This window comes from Granulicella sibirica (assembly GCF_004115155.1).
In the GTDB taxonomy this organism is placed as follows: Bacteria; Acidobacteriota; Terriglobia; order Terriglobales; family Acidobacteriaceae; genus Edaphobacter; species Edaphobacter sibiricus.
Map to the genome: position 1 here is coordinate 410,741 of NZ_RDSM01000003.1, position 20,273 is coordinate 431,013.

General features: G+C 61.2%; 13 protein-coding genes and 1 pseudogene. 7 read left to right on the plus strand and 7 right to left on the minus strand.

Annotation, left to right across the window (positions count from 1 at the left end; all coding sequences use genetic code 11):
• Positions 1 to 20: 20 nt before the first annotated feature.
• From GRAN_RS18315 to GRAN_RS18330, 4 genes are all read right to left on the minus strand, one after another.
• Positions 21 to 5,285, minus strand: a complete 5,265-nt coding sequence (locus tag GRAN_RS18315; RefSeq protein ID WP_161571046.1) for an FG-GAP-like repeat-containing protein — start codon at positions 5,283 to 5,285, stop codon at positions 21 to 23.
• A gap of 181 nt (positions 5,286 to 5,466) precedes the next feature.
• A complete protein-coding gene (locus tag GRAN_RS18320) occupies positions 5,467 to 6,651 on the minus strand; it encodes a DegT/DnrJ/EryC1/StrS family aminotransferase (RefSeq protein ID WP_161571047.1) in 1,185 nt (394 codons plus the stop codon).
• A complete protein-coding gene (locus GRAN_RS18325; protein WP_128914501.1) occupies positions 6,648 to 8,039 on the minus strand; it encodes an FAD-dependent oxidoreductase in 1,392 nt (463 codons plus the stop codon). Before GRAN_RS18325 ends, GRAN_RS18320 begins: the two co-directional genes overlap by 4 nt.
• A gap of 229 nt (positions 8,040 to 8,268) precedes the next feature.
• Entirely contained in the window at positions 8,269 to 9,213 is a 945-nt protein-coding gene (locus GRAN_RS18330) for a glycosyltransferase (RefSeq protein WP_161571048.1), read from the minus strand.
• A 473-nt stretch (positions 9,214 to 9,686) separates the two neighbouring features.
• Between GRAN_RS18330 and GRAN_RS18335 the strand changes: the two genes are divergently transcribed.
• Together GRAN_RS18335 and GRAN_RS18340 are read left to right on the plus strand one after the other, a co-directional pair.
• A complete protein-coding gene (locus GRAN_RS18335; protein ID WP_128914503.1) occupies positions 9,687 to 9,944 on the plus strand; it encodes a hypothetical protein in 258 nt (85 codons plus the stop codon).
• Positions 9,945 to 9,949: 5 nt separating this feature from the next.
• Positions 9,950 to 10,786 (plus strand): amidohydrolase family protein, encoded by an 837-nt coding sequence (locus GRAN_RS18340; protein ID WP_128914504.1) that lies wholly within the window; start codon positions 9,950 to 9,952, stop codon positions 10,784 to 10,786.
• Between the two features lie 163 nt (positions 10,787 to 10,949).
• On the opposite strand, the gene GRAN_RS18345 is transcribed toward GRAN_RS18340, so the two are convergent.
• Both GRAN_RS18345 and GRAN_RS18350 read right to left on the minus strand, forming a co-directional pair.
• Entirely contained in the window at positions 10,950 to 11,372 is a 423-nt protein-coding gene (locus tag GRAN_RS18345) for a type II toxin-antitoxin system VapC family toxin (protein WP_128914505.1), read from the minus strand.
• Positions 11,369 to 11,623, minus strand: coding sequence for an antitoxin (locus tag GRAN_RS18350; protein WP_128914506.1), 255 nt, complete (start codon positions 11,621 to 11,623; stop codon positions 11,369 to 11,371). Before GRAN_RS18350 ends, GRAN_RS18345 begins: the two co-directional genes overlap by 4 nt.
• Before the next feature lie 89 nt (positions 11,624 to 11,712).
• On the opposite strand from GRAN_RS18350, the pseudogene GRAN_RS27100 reads away from it, so the two are divergent.
• From GRAN_RS27100 to GRAN_RS18375, 5 genes and pseudogenes are all read left to right on the plus strand, one after another.
• Positions 11,713 to 12,066 (plus strand): annotated as a pseudogene (locus GRAN_RS27100) (tetratricopeptide repeat protein); the annotation flags it as partial.
• 11 nt (positions 12,067 to 12,077) lie between these two features.
• Positions 12,078 to 13,649 carry a tetratricopeptide repeat protein gene (locus GRAN_RS18360; protein ID WP_128914508.1) on the plus strand — a complete coding sequence of 524 codons (1,572 nt, stop codon included), beginning with the start codon at positions 12,078 to 12,080 and terminating at the stop codon, positions 13,647 to 13,649.
• Positions 13,650 to 14,087: 438 nt separating this feature from the next.
• Positions 14,088 to 15,566: an L-arabinose isomerase gene (gene araA, locus GRAN_RS18365; protein ID WP_128914509.1), complete on the plus strand. Its 1,479-nt coding sequence runs from the start codon at positions 14,088 to 14,090 to the stop codon at positions 15,564 to 15,566.
• A gap of 51 nt (positions 15,567 to 15,617) precedes the next feature.
• On the plus strand, positions 15,618 to 16,658 hold the full coding sequence (locus GRAN_RS18370) for an arabinan endo-1,5-alpha-L-arabinosidase (RefSeq protein ID WP_128914510.1): 1,041 nt from the start codon (positions 15,618 to 15,620) through the stop codon (positions 16,656 to 16,658).
• A 30-nt stretch (positions 16,659 to 16,688) separates the two neighbouring features.
• Positions 16,689 to 19,202, plus strand: coding sequence for a zinc-dependent metalloprotease (locus GRAN_RS18375; RefSeq protein WP_128914511.1), 2,514 nt, complete (start codon positions 16,689 to 16,691; stop codon positions 19,200 to 19,202).
• A gap of 2 nt (positions 19,203 to 19,204) precedes the next feature.
• Here GRAN_RS18375 and GRAN_RS18380 read toward each other — a convergent pair whose 3' ends face one another.
• Entirely contained in the window at positions 19,205 to 20,059 is an 855-nt protein-coding gene (locus tag GRAN_RS18380) for a FadR/GntR family transcriptional regulator (protein WP_128914512.1), read from the minus strand.
• Between the last annotated feature and the right edge of the window lie 214 nt (positions 20,060 to 20,273).

A 20,273-nucleotide genomic window follows, 5' to 3' on the forward strand; every position in this document is an offset into this window, starting at 1 on the left:
TGCGATTAACCGGATCCTCGCTATTGCGAGGATCCCGTATTTGACGTTCCGATGGAGTTGGTGAGGGTGACAGTGACGCCGGTGATGGTGCTGGCCGTGCCCGAATCGAGGGTGAAGCTCTGGGTGTAGACCACGGTGGACCCGTAGGGCGCGGATGCAGCGGAGCTGTACCAGGTTCCGAACAGCGGGTTGATGTTAGCAGTGAAATCAGGCGTGTTCAGGTCCGCACCTGACGCGGCGGTGAAATGGAACTTCGCCTGTGTGGCCTCGCGGGTGTTCGAGTAGCCCGTGACGACCACATTCACTCCGCCGCCCGTAGAGTTCATCGTCACCAGGCTGACGACAGGTGCGGCTGGCGGGATGACGATAACCACAGGCGTCAGACTGGCAGGAGTGACATCCACTCCCTGCGCGGTGAGGGTCACCGGAACAGTGATGGTTCCCGCTTCGGTCCCCGCCTGGAGCTGGATGGGAGGCGTGACGACGGAGTTCGCGGCGACCGTGAAGGTATAGTTTCGCCCACCGCCTGCAAACTGGATAGCCGGGTCATCGACTGCCGGTGTGGTCGCTGGGGTGAACAGGAGGTTGAACGATGCCGTGAGCGGTACCGGGTATGGGTTGGTGAGCTGGAACGTCAGAGTCGGCTGCTGACCCGAGGCAGGCGGGGTCGTGGGCCCGGTAAAGACGACGGCAGGCGTGTTCGAGACCGTGATCGTCAGGGCATTTGAGGTGGTCTTGCCGATCAAGTCACTCACGGCAACCTGGATCGTGCCAGCCGTCGCGAGCGCCGAAGCGGGGATGACCGCCGTTAGGGTTGTCGCGTTGACGAAGGTGGTAGCGATGGTCCCGGTGCCATTGAGACGTAGCACGTCGACTGAGTTGAAATTGGTTCCGGTAAGGGTAATCGTAGTGGCCGCGCTCCCGAGGGTAATTGCCGCCGGAGTGATCCCGGTAAGGGTCGGTAACGGGGCTCCGGAGACGGTGAAGCTCTGCGTCACGCTGGGAGCGGCGGCATACGTGGTATTGCCCGCCTGGCTGGCCTGGACGACGACCGTTCCGGTCGCTCCGGTTAGGGTGAGGGTGTTGCCGGAGATGGTAGCCGGTCCGGAGACAAGCGTGTAAGTGACGGCTAGACCGGAAGAGGCAGTAGCTGACAGCGTGAATGGGGCGTCCTCAATGGTGTGGCTTGCAATCGCCGGGAATGCAATCGTCTGGGTGGCGAGGGACACCACGAGAGTCCGCGGAGCGCTCACGCTGGCGGCATAGTTCGTGTCTCCGCTGTAACTTGCCGTAACGCTGTACGTGCCAACCGGAATCTGGCTCGTGCTGAAGCTGCCAGCCCCGCTCGCTCCAAGCGTGATGGTAGTCGTCCCAAGGCCTCCGCCGCTACTGGCGAGAGTAACGGTGCCGGTGGGGACGGGCGTGGTCTGCCCGGCACCGGCGACGCTGACGGTGAAGAGGACGTTCTGGCCTGCGGTGGCCGCGAGCGGAGCGATCGTGAGGCTGGTTGTACTCGCGACAGCCACTGACGGTGCGGAGACGAGCGGAATCGTCGGGGAGACGCTTGCCGCGAAGTTTGCATCAGCCGGGTAGCTCACATCCACGTTGTGCGTTCCCGCAGTGCCGGTGACATTCACCGGAGTGAGGGTCGCGGTTGCGGTCTGGGTGACCTGGCTGAGCAGAATACCGGCGGTGCTATCGCTGAAGTCCGAGATGGCGAGATCGGGATAACCGTCTCCGTTGAAATCAGCGGCCACCTGTCCGTACGGGAAGTTCCCGGTTGGGTACTTTATCTGGGCCTGGAAGGTCCCGTCGCCATTGCCAAGGAGATAGCTTTCCGTCAGGTCGGTCTGCGCGGCAGTGCCGGTATTACCGGTGGAAAGGTCGAGGAAGCCATCGCCGTTGAAGTCGGCGATGACGAGGCCCACGGGGTCGATGCCGACAGGGTAGGTCACCTGCGCCTGGAAGGTGCCGTCATCCTGGCCGATCAGCACGCTGATCGTGTTGTCGCCGCTATTGGTGACGGCGATATCCAGGAATCCATCGTTGTTGAGGTCTGCGACCTGCACGCCCTGTGGCCTGGAACCAACCGGGTAGGTGACCTGCGGCTGGAAGGTGCCATCGCCGTTGCCGCGCAAGATGCTGATGGTGTTGTCGCCGAAGTTGCCGATGACGAGGTCGACATTGCCGTCTTTGTCGAAGTCTCCCTCCGCCAGCGTCTGAGGGGTGGTCCCGGTCTGATAGGTGACCGCGGGGTGGAACGTGCCATCACCAACACCGAGCAGAATGCTTACCGATCCCGTGTAGTAGTCTCCCACGGCAATGTCGGCGATACCGTCGTGGTTCAGGTCCATGACGCCGAGGCCAACGGGCGATGCGACGGCATAGGTCACCTGAGGCATGAAGGTGCCGTCGCCAACACCCAGAAGGATGCTGATGCTCCCGCTCCCGGTGTTCGCGACCACAAGATCGAGATTGCCGTCGCCATTGAAGTCAGCGACGAGCACACGCTCCGGCAGGTTGCCTGCGGGGTAGCTGACCTGCGGCTCAAAGGTTCCGTCGCCGTTGCCGAGCAGGACACTGACGGATGCGCCGTCGTAGTTCTCGGTGACCACATCCATGAACCCGTCACCATTGAAGTCTCCGCTTGCGATGCCATAGGGATGAGTGCCCACCGTATTGGGAGAGCCGGTCGCAGGCGTGGTCGTAAAGGCGAGTGTTGCGGGAGCGAGTGAAGCAGTTCCAAGCACCGGAGTACCGGTATTGCTGGTGTCACTGAAGGTGAGGGTTCCCGTCGGCCCGGCGGTGCGATCTCCCAGGCCTACGACTGTTCCGAGGAGGCTATAGGCACCGACGCCCCCGGACGATACAAGCGTTGACGATGACGGATAGATTCCTGTCACGGCAACGGTCTGCTCGGTCGAGACGCTGGCGGACGCAGACGCGGTTGCTATGAAAGTGGCCGTGTAGCTGTGACTCCCGATCGTTCCAGCAGCAAGCCTCAACACGGCATTGCCGGCCGGGTTCAACTGGACAGTGCCCAGATTGGAGTAGGCGTTGCAGCCCCGGACGGCGAGATCGCAGAAGTACACCTGCCCGGTCGTAAGAGGAGCGCTCGAGGAGTTGGTGACCGAGGCGGTAAGGGTGATGGGCGACCGGTAGGCAACAGTCGCTGGAGCGGCGGTCAGAGCAACGGTCGTGGCTGCAGACGAAGTGACGATGACCTGTTGCCCATTACTTGTGCTCGTCGCATAGTTGGCGTCGCCACTGTAGACCGCAAGAATGGAATCCTGGCCGACGGGAAGCGTGGTGGTGGTAAGAGTCGCGATTCCTCCCGTCCCGGTAGACGTGACGGGAGCCGTGCCCACAACGGTGATCCCGAGGACGAAGTTCACCGAGCCCGTCAGGGCAGGAGAGCTTGCTCCTGCGATGGTCGCGGTCAACGTAACGGGCTGTCCGCTCACGACGGTGCTCGCACTGGAGGTGAGGTTGGTCGTCGTGGGCTGGGCGGTAGGTCCGCCGTTGACGACAAGAGTCGTCGGGCCGCTGGTTCCGGCCCCGACCGTCGTCGACCCGTTATAGCGGGCGTGGACAGTGTAGGTTCCCCCGGCCAGGGCGCTCGTAGTGAACGTCGCCTCCTGGTCCCCGTCACCTGCGGTAGCCAGCGTTCCAGATCCAATGACAGTGTTGTTGGAGTCGAGGAAATCAACCGTGCCGGTAGGAGTCACATTCGTGTTCGTGCTCCCGTTAAAAAACTGTGCGGTGACGACCGCGCCGAACGTGATCGCCTGCCCGAACGTCGCCGGGTTCGGAGAGACAAAAAGTGTGGTGGTGCTTTGCGGAGTCTGACCGTTGAGTGTGTACGAACTCGGCGTCGCCGACCCGTTCCCGCTCGTCGAGTCGATGGTGAGGGTCGCGGTGTAGGTCTTCGGAGTGGTGGGCGAAAATAGAAGGTTGAGGATGCACGTCCCACCCGCCTGGAGAGCGTTGTCGTCCACCAGGCAAGTTGTTCCATCTGGGTTGACGGAGAAGGCGGGGTCGCTGAAGGTGAAGCTGCTGAAGGAGAGTCCGTCTGTGCCGGTATTCGCGACGTAGATCGATCCGACGGTGCTTTGTCCCACCTGGGCGCCCACGGTGAGGGATCCGGTGCCGCGGTTGACCCTCGCAACAGCGCTGGTCGCGGATGAATTGAACCCTTCGTAGATATTTCCCTGCGGATCGATGGCGACGGAGGTCGGACCGTTGAAGCCGGTGCCGAGGCGACTCTGGAAGCTGGAGATCACGTTGAGCCCGCCGCTCGCGGCGATGGCGACGCTGCCCCCGGCGTCGACAGCGATCCCCTGGATGGTGCCGAAGTTGCTCTGACCGATGGTGACCCGGGCAGACGTATTCCCGCCGGGGTATTCGTAGACCGTGTTGATCGTGCCTGCCTGGGCGTAATAAATGTCTCCGGCTGCATCAACGGCAATGCCCACGAGGCTGGTAAGGCCCGTTGCTACAGTTGTTTCTTCCCCAGAGTTGTCGAGTTTGATGATGCGGCTGTTGCCCGCGTCCGCGATGTAGAGATCGCCCATTCCGTCGACGGCGAGCCCGATTGGGTCGGAGAGGGGCGTCGTCGGGACGGGGTGCTGCACGCCATGCTGCGTCTGCCCATAGACGAGATTATTCACCCTATCGGCGACGTAAACGTTATCCTCGCCATCGACAGCGATGGCTCCGGGACTACTCAGGCCCCGGAAGCCAGAGGCCTGTTGGTTGCTTCCGTCGGGATTCGACACGAAAACATCTTTGGAGGATGTACTGGAGATGTACACCAGGCCGTCGGGGCCAATCGTGATTCCACCTGGATTGGCCACGCTCGGCGCGGCGTTGGCGAAAGATCCAAACGTGAAGCCGATCTGCGCACCGATGCCGGTTCCGTAGAAGTATTGCTGGAAGACCGGGACGCCGTCGGAGTTAGGGTAGAAGATCGAGTCGAGACGCAGTCCGGGAGCCGTGGGGGCGAAGGTCACGGTCGCACTGCAGTTGTAGTTTGGAAAGGGGCCGGTGCCGCCGGCCGGGGTGCAGGTTGTCGCGGATGCCGTGAAGTCTTTCCCGAAGGAGGTAGAAAGTTGCGTACGGGAATTATTGGTAACAAACGTGACGGTCTGCGTGGTGCTCTGGCCCACGGCGACGGAGCCGAACGATTGCGAATCGCCTGTCTGGGCACCGGCTGAGAGATTCGTTGAAGCGAGAAGAAGACCGAGCAGAACCGGAAACGACAGCAACCTGGGGAGCGAACTCATTCGGGACCTCGAGCGACGACCGCTCGTGCTTTTGGGATGATGGGAACGTGCAAACGCCGCGCCCACTCTCATGGGGGAACGCTTGCACCTACCTGTATACATGGCCCCCTTAAACAGGGACAGATGAATTTACGCTTTTGGCAAATTTTTCTGCCCGTGCCTCAGCTTCTCAGCCCGGAAGCTAGTCCCCCGCCGCCAGCATCGGCGATTCCACCGCGACGTGCCGCTCTTCCACGATTCCCAGTGCCTCTTTCACCGCCGCGCTCACCTCGTGCGCCTGCGCATCCGTCATCGCGTCGAACAGCGGCAGCGTCAGCGCCCGCGCAGCGATTTCATCCGTCACCGGCAACGACACCGGACTGAACGAATCCCTGAAGTAGGGCTGCTCCGCCACATGCGGAGAGAAGTAATTCGCTGACCCAATCCCCAACCGTGTCAGCTCAGCCTGCACCTTGCTGCGATACGGCGCTAACTCCTTTGGAAGCAGCGTCGACGTAAACTGGTGCGCCTGCCGATGCGCCTTCACCGGCTGAAACGACAGCTCCGGAAGCGCCTCCCGGTACATCCCAACCAGTTCCGAACGCCTCTGCATCACCTCGTCGAAGCTCTCCAGCCGCAGGCTCGCCAGCAGCGCCGACACCTCGGTCATCTTCCCGTTCAACCCAACCATCGTTGCGTTGCGCGGCTCGCCGAATCCAAAGTTGCTCATCGTCCGCAGCGTGCGAATCATCTCCGAATCGGCGCTATAGATAAGCCCGCCCTCGCTCGTGGCAAAAGACTTCGTCACATGCATGGAGTAGATGACGGATCCCGAAAAGCCCGAACCAAATCCAAGCCCGTTCCCGGAGATCGTCCCTAGCGATGCCGCGGCGTCGATCACCACCGGAATGCCGTAGTCCCGCTGAATCTTCTCGTACCGGTCAAGATCGATGTCATAGCCGAACGTGGCATACGGCACCACCACCGCGATCTCGTCCTTGTACCGCTCCAGCAACTCCGCTTCGCTGTGCTCGTCCGCGGACCAGTCCACCCGGTTGATGTCACAAAACAGCGGTGTGAGCCGGTTCCACTGCACAGCCTGCGCTGCGGCGGCAAAGGTGAACGAGGGCATCAGCGCGTAACGCCGCTTCGTCGCCGGCCTTCGCATCATCGCCTGGCGAACCGCCATGATCAGCCCGATCGTGGCATTGCAGACGGTAAGGCACTCGCCCACGCCGCCAAACACCTGGTTCGTCATCCTCTGCTCGAAGCCAATGCTGAGCGGACCGAAGTTGCTGAAGATGGCGCGCTCTTCCAGAGCCTTCAGCTCGGCGATCGCCTCGCTGAGCTTTGCTGGATTCGGGCGGGCGAGCGGGATCCGTATCACAGCGCAATCCCTGCAGTCGCCACAACTCTCTCGCCATGCGCTTGCACCGGCAGCCGCGCTTCCGGGCTCGCCGTTACGGGCAGAATCGCGTTCACGATGATTGACCCAATCCCGTTCTGCCATAGCCAGAGCCCATTCGCCTGGCCCACGAAACTCGGCTCGCCACCAAACTTGCCGTAAGGAACAAAGCCCGCAGCGAGCCCAATGCCATACAAGCCCTCAATCGGATTGCTCTTCGCGTCCAGCACCCGGCACTGTGCATCGACCAGGGGAGCCGAAACATGGCTCTCGGCAAACAGAGTGATCGCTGCGTTCTGGTGATCCAGAATCGGAAGCGCGCTCGGCCGGTAGCCAAGTGCCGCAATCACCAGGTCCGCTTCGTCGATGAGCGCAAGAGCTTCCGGATCGTGTTCTTTCGTCAGGTGCATCGTCATGCGCGGCTCAGGAGCACGTCCACCAATCCCCCGAACCTGCATCAGCAACTCCCGCGAATCCAGCCGCAGGCCAGCAAGCCGAAAGACACGCTGTGTGACCGGGCAAATGTCATGTGGACCGAACTCGTCGTATCCATCTGCCACCGCCTCCTCGACGCTCATGTAGTACACGCTCAGCGGACGCCGGTGAAACACCGTCACCCCGCCGCTCTTGAAGTGCACCTCCGGGAGCCGGTTCAGCAGCGCGTGCGCCACCGCCATCGCGCTCGTCGAGCCGCCCAGGATCGCGACCTTCGGCGCTGCCTTCTCGCTCAACATCTTCGTCACAATAGTGAGACCGCCGAGGCTGATCACCTCGCCGGATTGCATCAGCTTCTTGCCCCAGCGCTCCACAACCGGAGCACCCGCGACGAACTCGTTGTCGAGCCGCGCATGCGGCTGCGTCGCACCCGTCGCCAGCACAAGCTGCTTCGTTTGAAACGTGCGCTTGTGACCCCTCACATCGGAGACCAGAACCCGCCAGCTTCCATCTGGACACGACTGCGCCGACTCCGCCGTGCAGGAGGTCAGTACCGCGCTCTGCGGGTACTCCTCGATCAGCGCGTGCATCGCCTCGCCCACCAGCGCCATCAGTTCGCCCACGTCCCGCAGCGGAACAGCACCAGCACCAGCCTCCGCGATGCGCTTCGCTACCGGCGTCTCCAGGATCTTATGCAGGCTCGCCTCGCTGCCGACCCGAAGCGGATCAACGAACGTGTATCCCGTGCTGTCGGAGTTGATCGTGTAGTTGCCGATCTGCCCCTTACCGATCTTGGCGCCACGTTCGATGAGCAGAAGCCCGTGTTCCAGGAGCTCCCTCAGCTTGCCGTCACGATGCGCGCTTAACAGAACCGCAACTCCTGCAGGGCCACCTCCAACGATAATTGCGCCGAACTGACCTTTTGAACTTGTCACTGTGCCTGCCTGGAAAGCGAAAGTGTCCTACCGAAAATGGCTCAAGATGTGCGGAGCTGTGAAGGCGTCTATCAGAGGAGATAACAATGCCCTTTGGCCGTCTATCCACGAAAAGTTGTACAACGCTTTCTATCGGCGGATTCTCGAGTTCACCTTAGGCAAGGCAATATGTTTTCCCTCTTGTGTTCGTTTCGCTACGAGGCAGGACGAGAACCAGGCGAGATGCAGCCTACAAGCGCGGGACCGCTCGCCGCGTCTTCCAAAGCGTGTCGCAGACAGTCGCAAGCGCGAGCATCTTTGTCTTGCTCACGATATTGTCCAGAACGTTCGGAGCGCGGAACGCCTTCCGCGCCATCTCGCGCGCGGCCGGATAGTTCTTCTGCTTGAGGTACAGGTAAGCGATCTGCCCGTAGCGGCGGCCCTTGGAGGCTCGCACCGACCGGTGCCACTCGTCAGGAAGGATACTCTCCATGCGCTCGCAAAACTCCAGGTCGATCAGGTCCTGGTGCAGCGCGTTCTTGCTCATGTAGGCGCTTCCGGGGGTCAGGACGTAGTCCGCCATCACCCGGTCGATCAGGATGATGTCCCCCGACACTCCCGCCATCAGCAGAATGGGCCAGTCAGCCAGCCCCGTCAGATCGAAAAACCACGACGGCAATTTGTGATGAAGACCGTTACGAAACATGATCGTCGGCGAGGGCACGAAGTTGCTGCGAATGATCCGCTCCAGTCCATACCGGCCGGCTGGCACGAATGGGCTCTTCTTGTGAAGAACCTCTCCCGTCGAGGTCACCTGTCGGACGTAGTGACCACACGCACTCACCGTCTGGTCTGATTCCAGCAGATTGACTTGGATTGCCATCTTCTCCGGATCCGTCCAGTAGTCGTCCGCATCCAGCCACGCGATGTACTTTCCCCGGCAGTTCTCGAACGTGTCGTAGAAATTTCTCTGCATCCCTAGGTTCTTGGCCCGCTCGAGAACACGAACCACATCCGGGTAACGCTCTTGGTACGACCTGGCAACGGCAAGCGTTTGATCTTTGGAACAGTCGTCGCCAATGACAATCTCGAAGGCAAAAGACGTTTGCTGCCGCAGAACGCTGTCCAACGCCCTTGCAAGCCACGCCTCCGAGTTATAAGCCGTCATGGAGACACTGACCATCGGAACTGGCATAAGCACAGCTTCGCTGGCCCCCGGGGCCTGCACCATCATAGCGGTCGCTTCCCTTTCGGCCTGCCTCTGTCCGCTCCGTTCGGCCCTCGGTTGCGTTCGTGGCTGCATCCGGTTCGCCCTATCGCATTGAATCCGTTCGCCATCGTCTCCCGCATCCTCGGCTCGATTCTATCGCTGTCGTTCGTTCTGTTCCCAGGTGCCGTCCCTCGAATAACACCGAAGTTGTACGGCTCACGAAGCAAAAAGATCGTCTAACCCCTCTTGTAGCTCATGATGAACCCGGCGTAGAAGGAATACCTCAATTGAGGGATAGCGAGGACAATTTGCCCGCAGTAGGGTTCTCGTAGATGCTTGCGTCATAAAGACGCTGAATCCGCATCCTTCTCTATGCTTCTAAGACAGTCGCTCGCGCACTGTTCCGATTAACCTGTAAGCGGCCCTTGAACCAGGGGCCGGGATGGTGGGATTTTTACATGCAACTCTCCCTGAATGTGCGACAGGGCCGCTTGGGCCGGTGGATGATGTACTGCACGCCGGCCATGGCTACAGAACCTGAACTTGGGCCGGATGTGAACTTTGGGACCTTGGAAGAACTCACCGCCGCGCTTGACGAGGCCGGCATCAACCGTGGGCGATATGCCCCGACGATTAGGGCGGCGAAAGATGGTTACGGATCCGGGTTCCTTGTCTCTCGGATCGAAGCAACGAAACTCGAGTTGCTCGATACTTAGTTGCTATGGCATCTCGAATCGACTCACACCACCACCTGTGGACGTACGATCCAGAGGAGTTTTCGTGGATCACTCCGGAAATGGCGGCGATCAGGCGAGATTTCCTGCCGGCGGATCTGGAAGAACAGCTTGCACCCGCGAGGATAGACGGCACCGTCGTCGTGCAGGCGCGGCAGACCGTGGAGGAGACGGAGTGGCTGCTTGGAGTCGCTCGTAGCTCTGACAAGGTCCTTGGCGTGGTGGGGTGGCTGCCAATTGCGTCAGAGTATTTTGAACAGCACTTGGAGCGGTTTGCAGGTGCTGACCTGCTCAAGGGCCTTCGCCATGTCGTGCAGGGGGAAGATGCAGGATTCCTCGACGGAACAGCGTTCAATAAGGGAATCTCGCGGCTGAAGCCCCACGGGCTGGTATACGATCTGCTGATCTATTCAGGGCAGATGGAGGAAGCCCTGCGATTCGTCGACCGGCATCCGAACCAGCCCTTTGTACTCGATCACGTGGGGAAGCCGGGGATTCGTCGGCGCGAGGTCGAGCCCTGGAAGAAGTGGATTGGGGGCCTCGGGAAGCGGCCAAACGTTAGCTGCAAGGTCTCGGGGATGGTAACCGAAGCGGATTGGACGAACTGGAACCCGGCTACCCTGTCTCCGTACTTCGAGACTGTCTTGGAGGCGTTCGGGGCGGCCAGGCTGATGGTTGGGACGGACTGGCCGGTTGTGACCCTGGGCTGTTCGTACAGCAAATGGTGGGAGATCGTCGAAGAGTGGGTCGCGAACCTCTCGGAGGCGGAGCAGGCAGGCATCCTTGGAGAGAACGCCGCTCGGATTTATCGGCTGAAAACTTGACAGACATCCCCCGGGAAAAGCGTCCCTAGTCACCAGCACATCGAAAAACATGCACGCAAAACGCATCCAGCCAATAAAGACGCACCCTTCACCACGTTTGATGACCGTCCGCTAACCACGTTTACCGTACAACGCCCCACATCCTACCGTCACTTTTCGCCCGCTAAATGTCTGTCGCCCAGTTTGCAACAGGCCGGAGAGCCTCGACCTGGGAAAAGGCCTTGTCGCTGGTAACCAGGATCGCGTCCGCGGCAATAGCGTGGGCAGCAATGAGCATATCCATAGCGGAAAGGGTCTTGCCAGCCGATGCGAGCTGCGCCCGAAGCGTCCCATAAGCGCCAGCCGCGGCCGAATCCCAGGGCAGCACGAGCACAGTGGCAAGCAGGGATTCCACAGCAGCCCGAAGCCGCGTAGCTTCAGGCTTTTTCGCCAATCCATAGAGGATTTCTCCCTCCGTAATGGCAGAAATAGCCAGAGGAGAGTGCTCGATCAGCGAGGTCATCTGTGCCCGGGCAGCGGGGGAGCGCCCGTTGACGATGTAAGCGAAAGTGTTGGTATCAAGGAGGTAAAGGGTCGTGCCCCTCACATCCACTCCCTCTCCTCAGGCTGCCGTTGGTCCCGGTCAAGGAGGAGATCCCCCGCTCCGCCAGCATCGTCAATCTGGGCAAAGATCTCGGTCAGAGAACGCTTGAGCGGATGCTCGGACAGCACGAGTTCTCCGTTTTCGGGATTGCGGCGGATGTACACCTCCTGCACGCTGAAACGGTACTCTGCCGGGATCCGGACAGCCTGGCTTCGACCGTTCATGAACACGCGGGCTTTCTCAATGTTCGCCATAGGAACACCTCAGGTATCTATCATGATAGGTACCATACTGCCGCGTCAATTCTAGTGCACCTGATGGAGCGGATATGTCGTCCTAAAGAATGTTCCCCGCATCTTTCCAGTTTGTTCCTCCAGGACTTCCCGTGAACCCTATCGCTACTCATCCCGCCTGGGAGTTGCTTGAACATGCACTCCGACATCATCGATGTGGAGAGCTGGATCAAGCTGCTCCGCTTTACGAGAAAATCCTGGCGGTCGAGCCGCGCCATGCGGAGGCTTTGCACTATCTGGGGATCTTGACGTTCCAGACCGGACAACTGGAGGATGCCGAGAGGCTGATGCGGGAGTCGATTGGAATCAAGGAAGAGGCGTTCTTTCACTCCAACCTCGGGCTTGTGCTGCAGGCCAAAGGGGAAATCGAGGGTGCGATCGAGGCGTTTGAGAGGGCGCTTGATCTCAATCCGAACTGGCTGAGACGAGCAGCAATCTCGGGACCGCACTGGCCGGCGCTCACCGGTTCGAGGAGGCGTTGCTCTGCTATCAGAGAGCGCTCGCAATTAAGCCGGACTTCTTCGAAGCTCATAACGGAGTGGGGAACGTATTTCAAGCGCAGGGAAGGTTTGCGGAGGCGGCAGCAAGTTATGCGCGCGCGGTTTCGTTGGCTCCGCGGAACGCGGATCTTTGGGGGAACCTGGCGAGTGCGTTTCAAGGTGAGGGCAAGGTGGACGAGGCGATCGCGTCATATCGGATGGCGGTGGAGCTGAGGCCGGATTTTGCCACGGCAAACTACAACCTGGGAACAGCGCTGTTCAAAAACGGCGAGCTGGAAGAGGCGGCAGGTCGACTTGAGGCGGCCGTGCGGGCGAACCCCGAGTATGTGCTCGCGCACAACAACTTGGGGAATGCGTATAAGGAGCTGGAGCGGTTCGAGGAGGCGATGGCGTGCTACGAGAGGGCGCTCGCGCTGAAGCCAGATAGCGCGCGGGCGCATTACGACATCGGTTGCCTGCTCGGCGACCTTGGCGACTGCCATGGTGCGCTGAAACGGTACGAGATGGCACTGGCCATACAGCCGGATGACGCGCAGGTGCAGTTCAGCATGGGGCTGCTACAGGTGATGCGCGGGGAGTTCGAGACGGGCTGGCGGAACTACGAGCGACGGTGGCACTCGCATGATCACGACACCCCGGAACGTGGTTTTCCTCAGCCGCCATGGGCCGGCGAAAAGTTGGAGGCGGGGCGCCTCCTGCTCTGGGCAGAGCAGGGTGTGGGCGACGAAATCATGTTTGCGGGGCTGGTGGCGGAAGCGGTGAGAACGGGGAATGACTGCATCCTCGATTGCGATCCAAGGCTCCGTTCGATGTTCGCGCGATCGTTTCCAGAGGTGGAGGTAGTAAGCGGTTTCGACGCGACGCTGAGCCTGGAGGCGGGTGTTGCGGCGCAGATTCCAGTGGCCAGCCTGCCCAGGCTGTTTCGCAGATCCGAGGCGGAGTTTGGGCGGACAGATTCTCCCTATCTGTTTGCCGATTCGGTTCAGCGTAGGCGGCTTCGGGAGAGGTATACGGATGGGCGACCGGTAGTTGGAGTCGCGTGGTTTACGCGAGGAAAGAAAACCGGGCAAGTTCGTTCGGCGGGGCTGGGGGCACTGGAGCCGCTGTTTGGCGTTCCGAACGTTAGATGGATGAGTCTGCAGTATGGAGATCCGGATGTCCTGCAGGCCGAGATCAATTCGGTCGGGGCTCCGGTCTTGGTGGATCGGGACATTGACCAGATGAAGGATATGGACGGGTTTGCGGCGCAGGTAGCGGCGATGGACCTGGTGATCACGATCGATAGCTCGGCGGCACACCTGGCGGGAGCGCTTGGGGTACGATGCTGGGTGATGCTGCCGTTTGCGGCGGATTGGCGGTGGCTGGGTGGGCGGGACGATAGTCCGTGGTATCCGGGGATGCGGCTATTTCGGCAGAGGCAGCGTGGGGAGTGGGGCCCGGTTGTTGAGAAAGTACGGGAAGCGCTGGCAGAGTTTTCGCAGAGTTGAGCTAGTTGGAGCTAGCCGGGAGCCGTTGAGATTCTTCCTGTTATGTCTTCCGGCGAGCAGAAGCAAAGCCCGGAACGCACTATTCTGCCGGAATAAGAAAGGACGACAAACCTGAAATTGTAACCGTCGACCAGGGCGACAACTCGGCTGTCATCACGTTCCGTGGCGAAGAGCCAGTTCTCTACCCTGCGAGTCTGCTCTACGCAGCGAGAGATGTCGCGAAACTGATTTATGAAAAAGAGTGGAGCGAGCGGAGAAGGAACGGGCGCTATGAAAAATCCTCTCTGAACGCACTGGAGGGGTCGCGGAGTGGCGACTGCGAGCATCGTTGATGCTTTGACAGCGTGACCTCGGCCTTGTAGCGTTGCAGCGTTGCCTGCTAGGCAGATTTTTGCTCCTCGGCTGGAAACGTTTACTTTACGTGTAGAGGATTGATCGATGACGAAGCTGAAGAGTCTTGAGGTTTGGTTCGTGACGGGTAGCCAGCATCTGTATGGGCCCGAGGCGCTGGCGCAAGTGGCGGCTAATGCGCGGGTGGTGGCGGAGTCGCTGGCGAAGGAAGCGGCGATCCCGGTAACGATCGTGTTCAAGCCGGTGATGAAGACCGCGGACGAGATTCGCGGGATCTGCCGGGAAGCGAACAACGCCGAGACTTGCATCGGGCTGGTGCTTTGGATGCACACATTCTCACCAGCGAAGATGTGGATCGCCGGGCTGCAGTCGCTGACGAAACCGTTCCTGCATCTGCATACGCAGTTCAACCGGGAGCTTCCGTATTCGTCGATCGATATGGACTTCATGAACCTGAACCAGGCGGCGCATGGAGATCGGGAGTTCGGGTTCATTACGGCGCGGCTGAAGCTGGCTCGGAAGGTCGTGGTCGGGTTCTGGGGTGATGCGGAGACCGTTAGCGAGATCGCGACGTGGACGCGGGCGGCGGCGGGTTGGCACGAGTCGCAGCACTTGAAGGTCGCGCGGTTTGGCGACAATATGCGCGAGGTGGCGGTGACCGAGGGGAATAAGGTCTCGGCGGAGGCGCAGTTCGGGTTCAGCGTGAACGGGTACGGGATCGGCGACCTGGTTGCGCGGATGAACGAGGTCTCGGATGGCGAGGTGGATAAGCTCTTGAGCGAGTATCGCGACGCTTACTCAATTGCGAAGGAGCATGACCGGGTCGATTCGCTGAAGGTTGCGGCGAAGATCGAGTTGGGCTTGCGCGGGTTTCTGGATGAGGGCGGGTTTGGAGCGTTCACGGATACGTTCCAGGACCTGCATGGGATGGACCAGTTGCCGGGGATCGCGACACAGAGGCTGATGGCCGATGGGTACGGGTTTGGCGGGGAGGGCGACTGGAAGACGGCGGCGCTGGTGCGCATCATGAAAGTCATGGCGCAGGGGATGGATGGCGGCACCTCGTTTATGGAGGACTACACATATGACTTCAGCGGGACGCCCAAGGTGCTGGGGTCGCACATGCTGGAGATCTGTCCGACGATCGCGGCGGATAAGCCGACGCTCGAGGTGCATCCGTTGGGGATTGGCGGGAAGGCGGATCCGGTGAGGCTGGTGTTTACGGCTCCGAGCGGGGCTGCTGTCGTGGCTTCGTTGGTGGATATGGGGAACCGGTTCCGGATGATCGTGAACGAGATCGATGTCGTTCAACCGGAGCAGGCGCTTCCGAAGCTTCCGGTTGCGAGGGCGGTCTGGTTGCCGAAGCCTAGCCTCAAGGTAGCGGCGGCGGCGTGGATTTATGCGGGCGGGGCGCACCATACGGGGTTCAGCCAGGCGTTGACGACGGAGCATATTGCGGACTGGTGCGAGATTGCCGGGATTGAGCTGATCCGGATCGACGCGGGGACGAAGATTCCGGAGTTCCGGCAGATGCTGCGGTGGGAGGAGTTGGCTTACTCGAGGTAGACAGGTGCGCTTGCTTGTTTATCGCAGGTTTGTCGCAGAGTGGAGGCTTTCATGGCTAAGAGGTGGTTGGCGGCGGTGTTGGCGCTCGGCGTGCTGATGAGTGGGACGGCGTGCCGGGCGGAGGATCCGCATGTGTATGCGCTGACGGGCGACGCGGCGGGGACGCACGATCCTTCGATCATCAAGGAGGGTGGGACGTGGTATGTGTTCGCCACGGGGAAGGCTCCGGGTGGGGGGCAATTCGCGGTGCGGTGCTCGACGGACCTGGAGAAGTGGACGCGGTGTGGGCAGGTGTTCGATGCGATTCCGGGGTGGATTCATGAGAAGAGTCCGGGGACGGAGGAGCTTTGGGCTCCGGATATCTCGTATGGGAACGGCGAGTACAGGATGTACTACGCGTACTCGCTATTTGGGAAGAACACGTCGGGGATTGCGCTGGCGGTGAACAAGACTCTGGATTCGAAGAGCCCGGAGTACAAGTGGGTGGATAAAGGGCTGGTGCTGGAGTCGAAGGCGGAGGACAACTTCAATGCCATCGATCCGAACTTCATCCGGGATGAGAAGGGGCGTGGCTGGCTGGCGTTCGGGAGCTTCTGGGACGGGATCAAGATGAGGCGGCTGGATGATGCTACCGGGCTGGTTTCGAAGGAGGATGGGACCGTTTATGCGTTGGCGCGGCGGGCCATGCCTCCGGGAGCGGCTCCGGCACCTCCGGGATTGCCGCCGGACTGGGAAGCGGTGGAGGCTCCATTTATCGTGCGGCATGGGGGGTACTTTTATCTTTTTACTTCGTGGGACCTTTGCTGCCGCGGGTTGAAGAGCACGTACCGGACGATGGTGGGGCGGTCGAAGGTGGTTACGGGGCCTTATGTCGATGAAGCGGGTAAGGCACTGGCGGAGGGCGGCGGGACGCAGATTTTGTTTCCGAATGCGAAGTGGCTTGGGCCGGGTGGGGAGAGCGTGTTGATGGATCCGAAGGGGAAGGATCTGTTGGTGTATCACGCGTATGACGCGAAGACGGGGAAGCCATCGCTGCAGATCTCGACGATTGACTGGGCGGGTGGGTGGCCGAAGGTGGGGTTGGAGAAGTAGTTTCAACAGCCTGCGTGCTACAACGTTGGGATGCGCTTTGCTTACTTTTTCTGCCTGCTGGCGGGGGGTGGGGTTCTTTCTGCCCAGACCGCCAAGACTGATGACGTGGTTGCGACTCCGACGATTGCGGGGAAGACGGCTGCGATGACGCGGATGGCAGGGTTGCTGCCGCTGGATTGGGATGCGCGGGCGGGGAAGCTCTATCTCGAGGTTCCGGGGTTCGATGGGAAGGGGCGGTCGCAGGATTATCTGTATGCCGATTCCCTGCCCTATGGGACGGGATCGAATGACCTGGGGCTGGATCGGGGGCAGACGGGGGATGGGCGGATCGTCCACTTCGAGCGGGTGGGGCCGAAGGTGCTGCTGGTGGAACCGAACTTGATGTTCCGGTCTTCGGCGACGGATCCGGCGGAGACGCTGGCGGTGCGGCAGTCGTTTCCGGAGTCGGTGCTGGGTGGGTTTGCGGTGGCGGCCGAGGATGCTTCGGGGGCGGTGCTGGTGGATGCCACCGAGTTCTTTCTGCGGGATGTGCATGGGGTGGCGGAGACGCTGGCGCAGAGGCAGCAGGGGAGCTTCAAGATCGATCCGATGCGGTCGACGATCGCGCTGGACCGAACGAAGGTGTTTCCGAAGAACACCGAGGTGGAGGCGGTGCTGACGTTCGTGCCGGATAAAGAGAAGCCGGTGAGCGGGCAGTTTGTGAAGGACGTGACGCCCGATCCGCAGGCGTTGACGGTGCGGGAGCATCAGACGTTTCTGGAGCTGCCGGGGCCGGGGTATGTGGCGCGGCGGTACTATCCGCGGGCGGGGTATTTTCCGATGAGCTATCGGGACTACTCGGTGCCGCTGGGCGGGGCGCTCGATCAGCAGTTTATTGTGCGGCATCGGCTGGTGAAGAAGGATGCGGCTTGCAAGGCGAAGTGCGAGGCGGTGACGCCGATTCAGTACTACGTGGACCGCGGGGCTCCGGAGCCGATACGACAGGCGCTGGTGGATGGGGCTAGATGGTGGGATGAGGCGTTCCAGGCGGCGGGATGGGCTCCGGGGACGTTCAAGGTGGACCTGCTGCCGGCGGATGCGGACCCGATGGATGTGCGGTACAACATCATCCAATGGGTGCACCGGTATACGCGTGGGTGGAGCTATGGGGCGGTGATCGCGGACCCTCGGACGGGCGAGATCATCAAGGGGAACGTGACGCTGGGGAGTTTGCGCGGGCGGCAGGATTATTTGATCGCGGAGGCTTTGCTTTCGCCTTATGTCGCAGGCAAGACGATGACTGCCGCGAACGACCCGATGCTGGCGATGGCGCTCGCCCGCACCAGGCAGCTTGCGGCGCATGAGACGGGACATACGCTTGGGCTGGCGCATAACTTCGCGGCGAGCGCGTTTCCGCATACTCCGGAACAAAGCGTTTCGGTGATGGATTATCCGCATCCATGGATCACGCTGGATGCGCAGGGTGTACCGGATCTCTCGCATGCTTACGGGGTGGGGATCGGGCAGTGGGACAAGGTCGCGATCGACTATGGGTATCGACAGTTCGGGGGGAAGGCGGATGAGACAGCGGAGCTGGGGAAGATCCTGTCGACGTCGGAGAAGACGGGCATGATCTTCATCACGGATGACGATGCGCGGCCATTTTCCGGGGCGCATCCGCATGCGCATCTTTGGGATAACGGAACCGATCCAGCGGATGAGTTGAACCGCATATTGACGGTGCGGACGACGGCCCTGGCGCGGTTCAGTGAGAACGCGATCCGAGTGGGAACGCCGGTGTCGCAACTGGAGGACACGCTTGTGCCTCTGTTCCTGCTGCACCGGTACCAGACGGAGGCGGCGATCAAGGAGATCGGTGGGCTGGACTACCGGTACCAGATTCGCGGGGATGGACAAGCTGCGCCGGAGGTCGTTGCTCCGGAGACACAGCAGAAGGCGATTGCGGCGGTGCTAAAGACGCTCTCTCCGGATACGCTGACGCTGCCGGAGGCACTGCTGACGGCGCTGCCGCCGAGGCCTCCGGGGTATCCGAGTACGCGGGAGTCCTTACCTTCGGAGACGGGGCTTACGTTCGATCCGATAGCCGCGGCAGAGGCCGCCGCGGACCTCACGCTGCAGGTGCTGCTCGATCCTGCAAGGGCGTCGCGGCTGGTGCAGTACCACATGCGGGTTCCGAAGGCTCCGTCGCTGCGCGGGCTGCTGGAGGCGGTGTCCAAGGCTACGGCCGAGAGGCCGGAGGGTGGGCATACGATGTCGTCCGAGGTGGAGCGGGCGGTGGAGTTCCGGGCGACGGAGGCGATGTTCGGGCTGGCGGTGAACCCGGCTGCTTCGAGCCAGGCGCGGGCGATTGCGCGGTCACATATCGCGGATGTTTATAAAGAAATGACCGGGGCGGCTCCGCTTGCGGATACGGCCGAGGCGATCCATCGGGCGGCCCTGATCGAGCGGATGAACGAGTTTCAGCGGGCGCCAGAGAAGTTCGTTCCGGCGAAGCCCATCGACGCTCCACCAGGGATGCCGATTGGCGCTGATGAGGTGATGTAGCGCTACTTCGCCGTGGCTTTGCGGCGGGTGGGCCGCAAGGCGGCGCGAGATGCTTCCGGTTTCGCGATGCGGAGGGTTTTGACAGCACGGGTGGTGGTGGCCATGTGATCGCGGAGGTTGCGGGCCTTCTCCTGCTCGCGGCTGTGGGCGAGAAGGTCGGTGGCGTCGGTGAGGTGCGCGGTCATGAGCTCGGCGGCGAGCTTTGCGTTGCGTTGCTCGATGGCGGCCAGGATGGGCTTGTGGAAGGCGACCGTGTGTTCGAGGTCGACGAGCTGCGACGTCACCATGATCATGTTGAGCATGGCACGGTGGATGGTGTGGAAGAGGCGGCCGGTGAGGCGGTTGCCGGATGCCTGGAAGATGGCACGGTGGAAGAGAAGATCGGATGCGACAAGCTTGACCCGGTCGCGCTTGCTGCTTTCTAGATCGGTGATGGACTGGCGGAGGAGGGCAATGTCGTCGGCGTTGGCGCGCTCGGCGGCCTTGGCGGCGAGCGCCGGCTCCATGAGGAAACGGAGCTCGGTGAGCTCATGGACGGAGGTGTCGTCGAGGAGGAAAAGGAACTCCATGGGGACGGCAAGGACGGAGGATGCGTCGCGGTTGAGGTAGGTTCCATCGCCGACCTTCTGGGTGATGACTCCCATGATCTCGAGGACCTTAAGCGCCTGGCGGAGGGAGGAGCGCGCGACGTTGAAGTGGGCTGCTAGCTCGCGCTCGGGAGGGAGCCTGGTTCCGGGGCCGAGGACACCGTCGCTGATCATCTGCTGGAAGCGGAGGATGAGCAGGTGGGTGACGTCGTCCTTGTTGTTGAGAACGTCGGCCGACGAGTTGAGACGAAGGTTACCCCGGCTATTCATGCCCCTATGGTGGGGGACCGGTCAGACAAAGTCAAGCCTGTCCGTTCTCCTCGACTCATCTATTGGTGCTACCTTTGGTAGACGGCTGATTCGGCCAGAGGGTTCGCCGAATCCATAATTCTTTAGCTTTTAAACACCTTTCCTGCTCATACTATTTGGCCTCCGAATAATGTGTTGACAGAACATTTTCATCGGTACTACCTTTGTGCCCGCT

Coding starts and splice junctions, on each gene's coding strand:
- GRAN_RS18315 (WP_161571046.1), bottom strand. CDS start 5,285: ATGAGTTCGCTCCCCAGGTTGCTGTCGTTTCCGGTTCTGCTCGGTCTT.
- GRAN_RS18330 (WP_161571048.1), bottom strand. CDS start 9,213: ATGCCAGTTCCGATGGTCAGTGTCTCCATGACGGCTTATAACTCGGAG.
- GRAN_RS18335 (WP_128914503.1), top strand. CDS start 9,687: ATGCAACTCTCCCTGAATGTGCGACAGGGCCGCTTGGGCCGGTGGATG.
- GRAN_RS18340 (WP_128914504.1), top strand. CDS start 9,950: ATGGCATCTCGAATCGACTCACACCACCACCTGTGGACGTACGATCCA.
- GRAN_RS18350 (WP_128914506.1), bottom strand. CDS start 11,623: ATGGCGAACATTGAGAAAGCCCGCGTGTTCATGAACGGTCGAAGCCAG.
- araA (WP_128914509.1), top strand. CDS start 14,088: ATGACGAAGCTGAAGAGTCTTGAGGTTTGGTTCGTGACGGGTAGCCAG.
- GRAN_RS18370 (WP_128914510.1), top strand. CDS start 15,618: ATGGCTAAGAGGTGGTTGGCGGCGGTGTTGGCGCTCGGCGTGCTGATG.
- GRAN_RS18375 (WP_128914511.1), top strand. CDS start 16,689: ATGCGCTTTGCTTACTTTTTCTGCCTGCTGGCGGGGGGTGGGGTTCTT.
- GRAN_RS18380 (WP_128914512.1), bottom strand. CDS start 20,059: ATGAATAGCCGGGGTAACCTTCGTCTCAACTCGTCGGCCGACGTTCTC.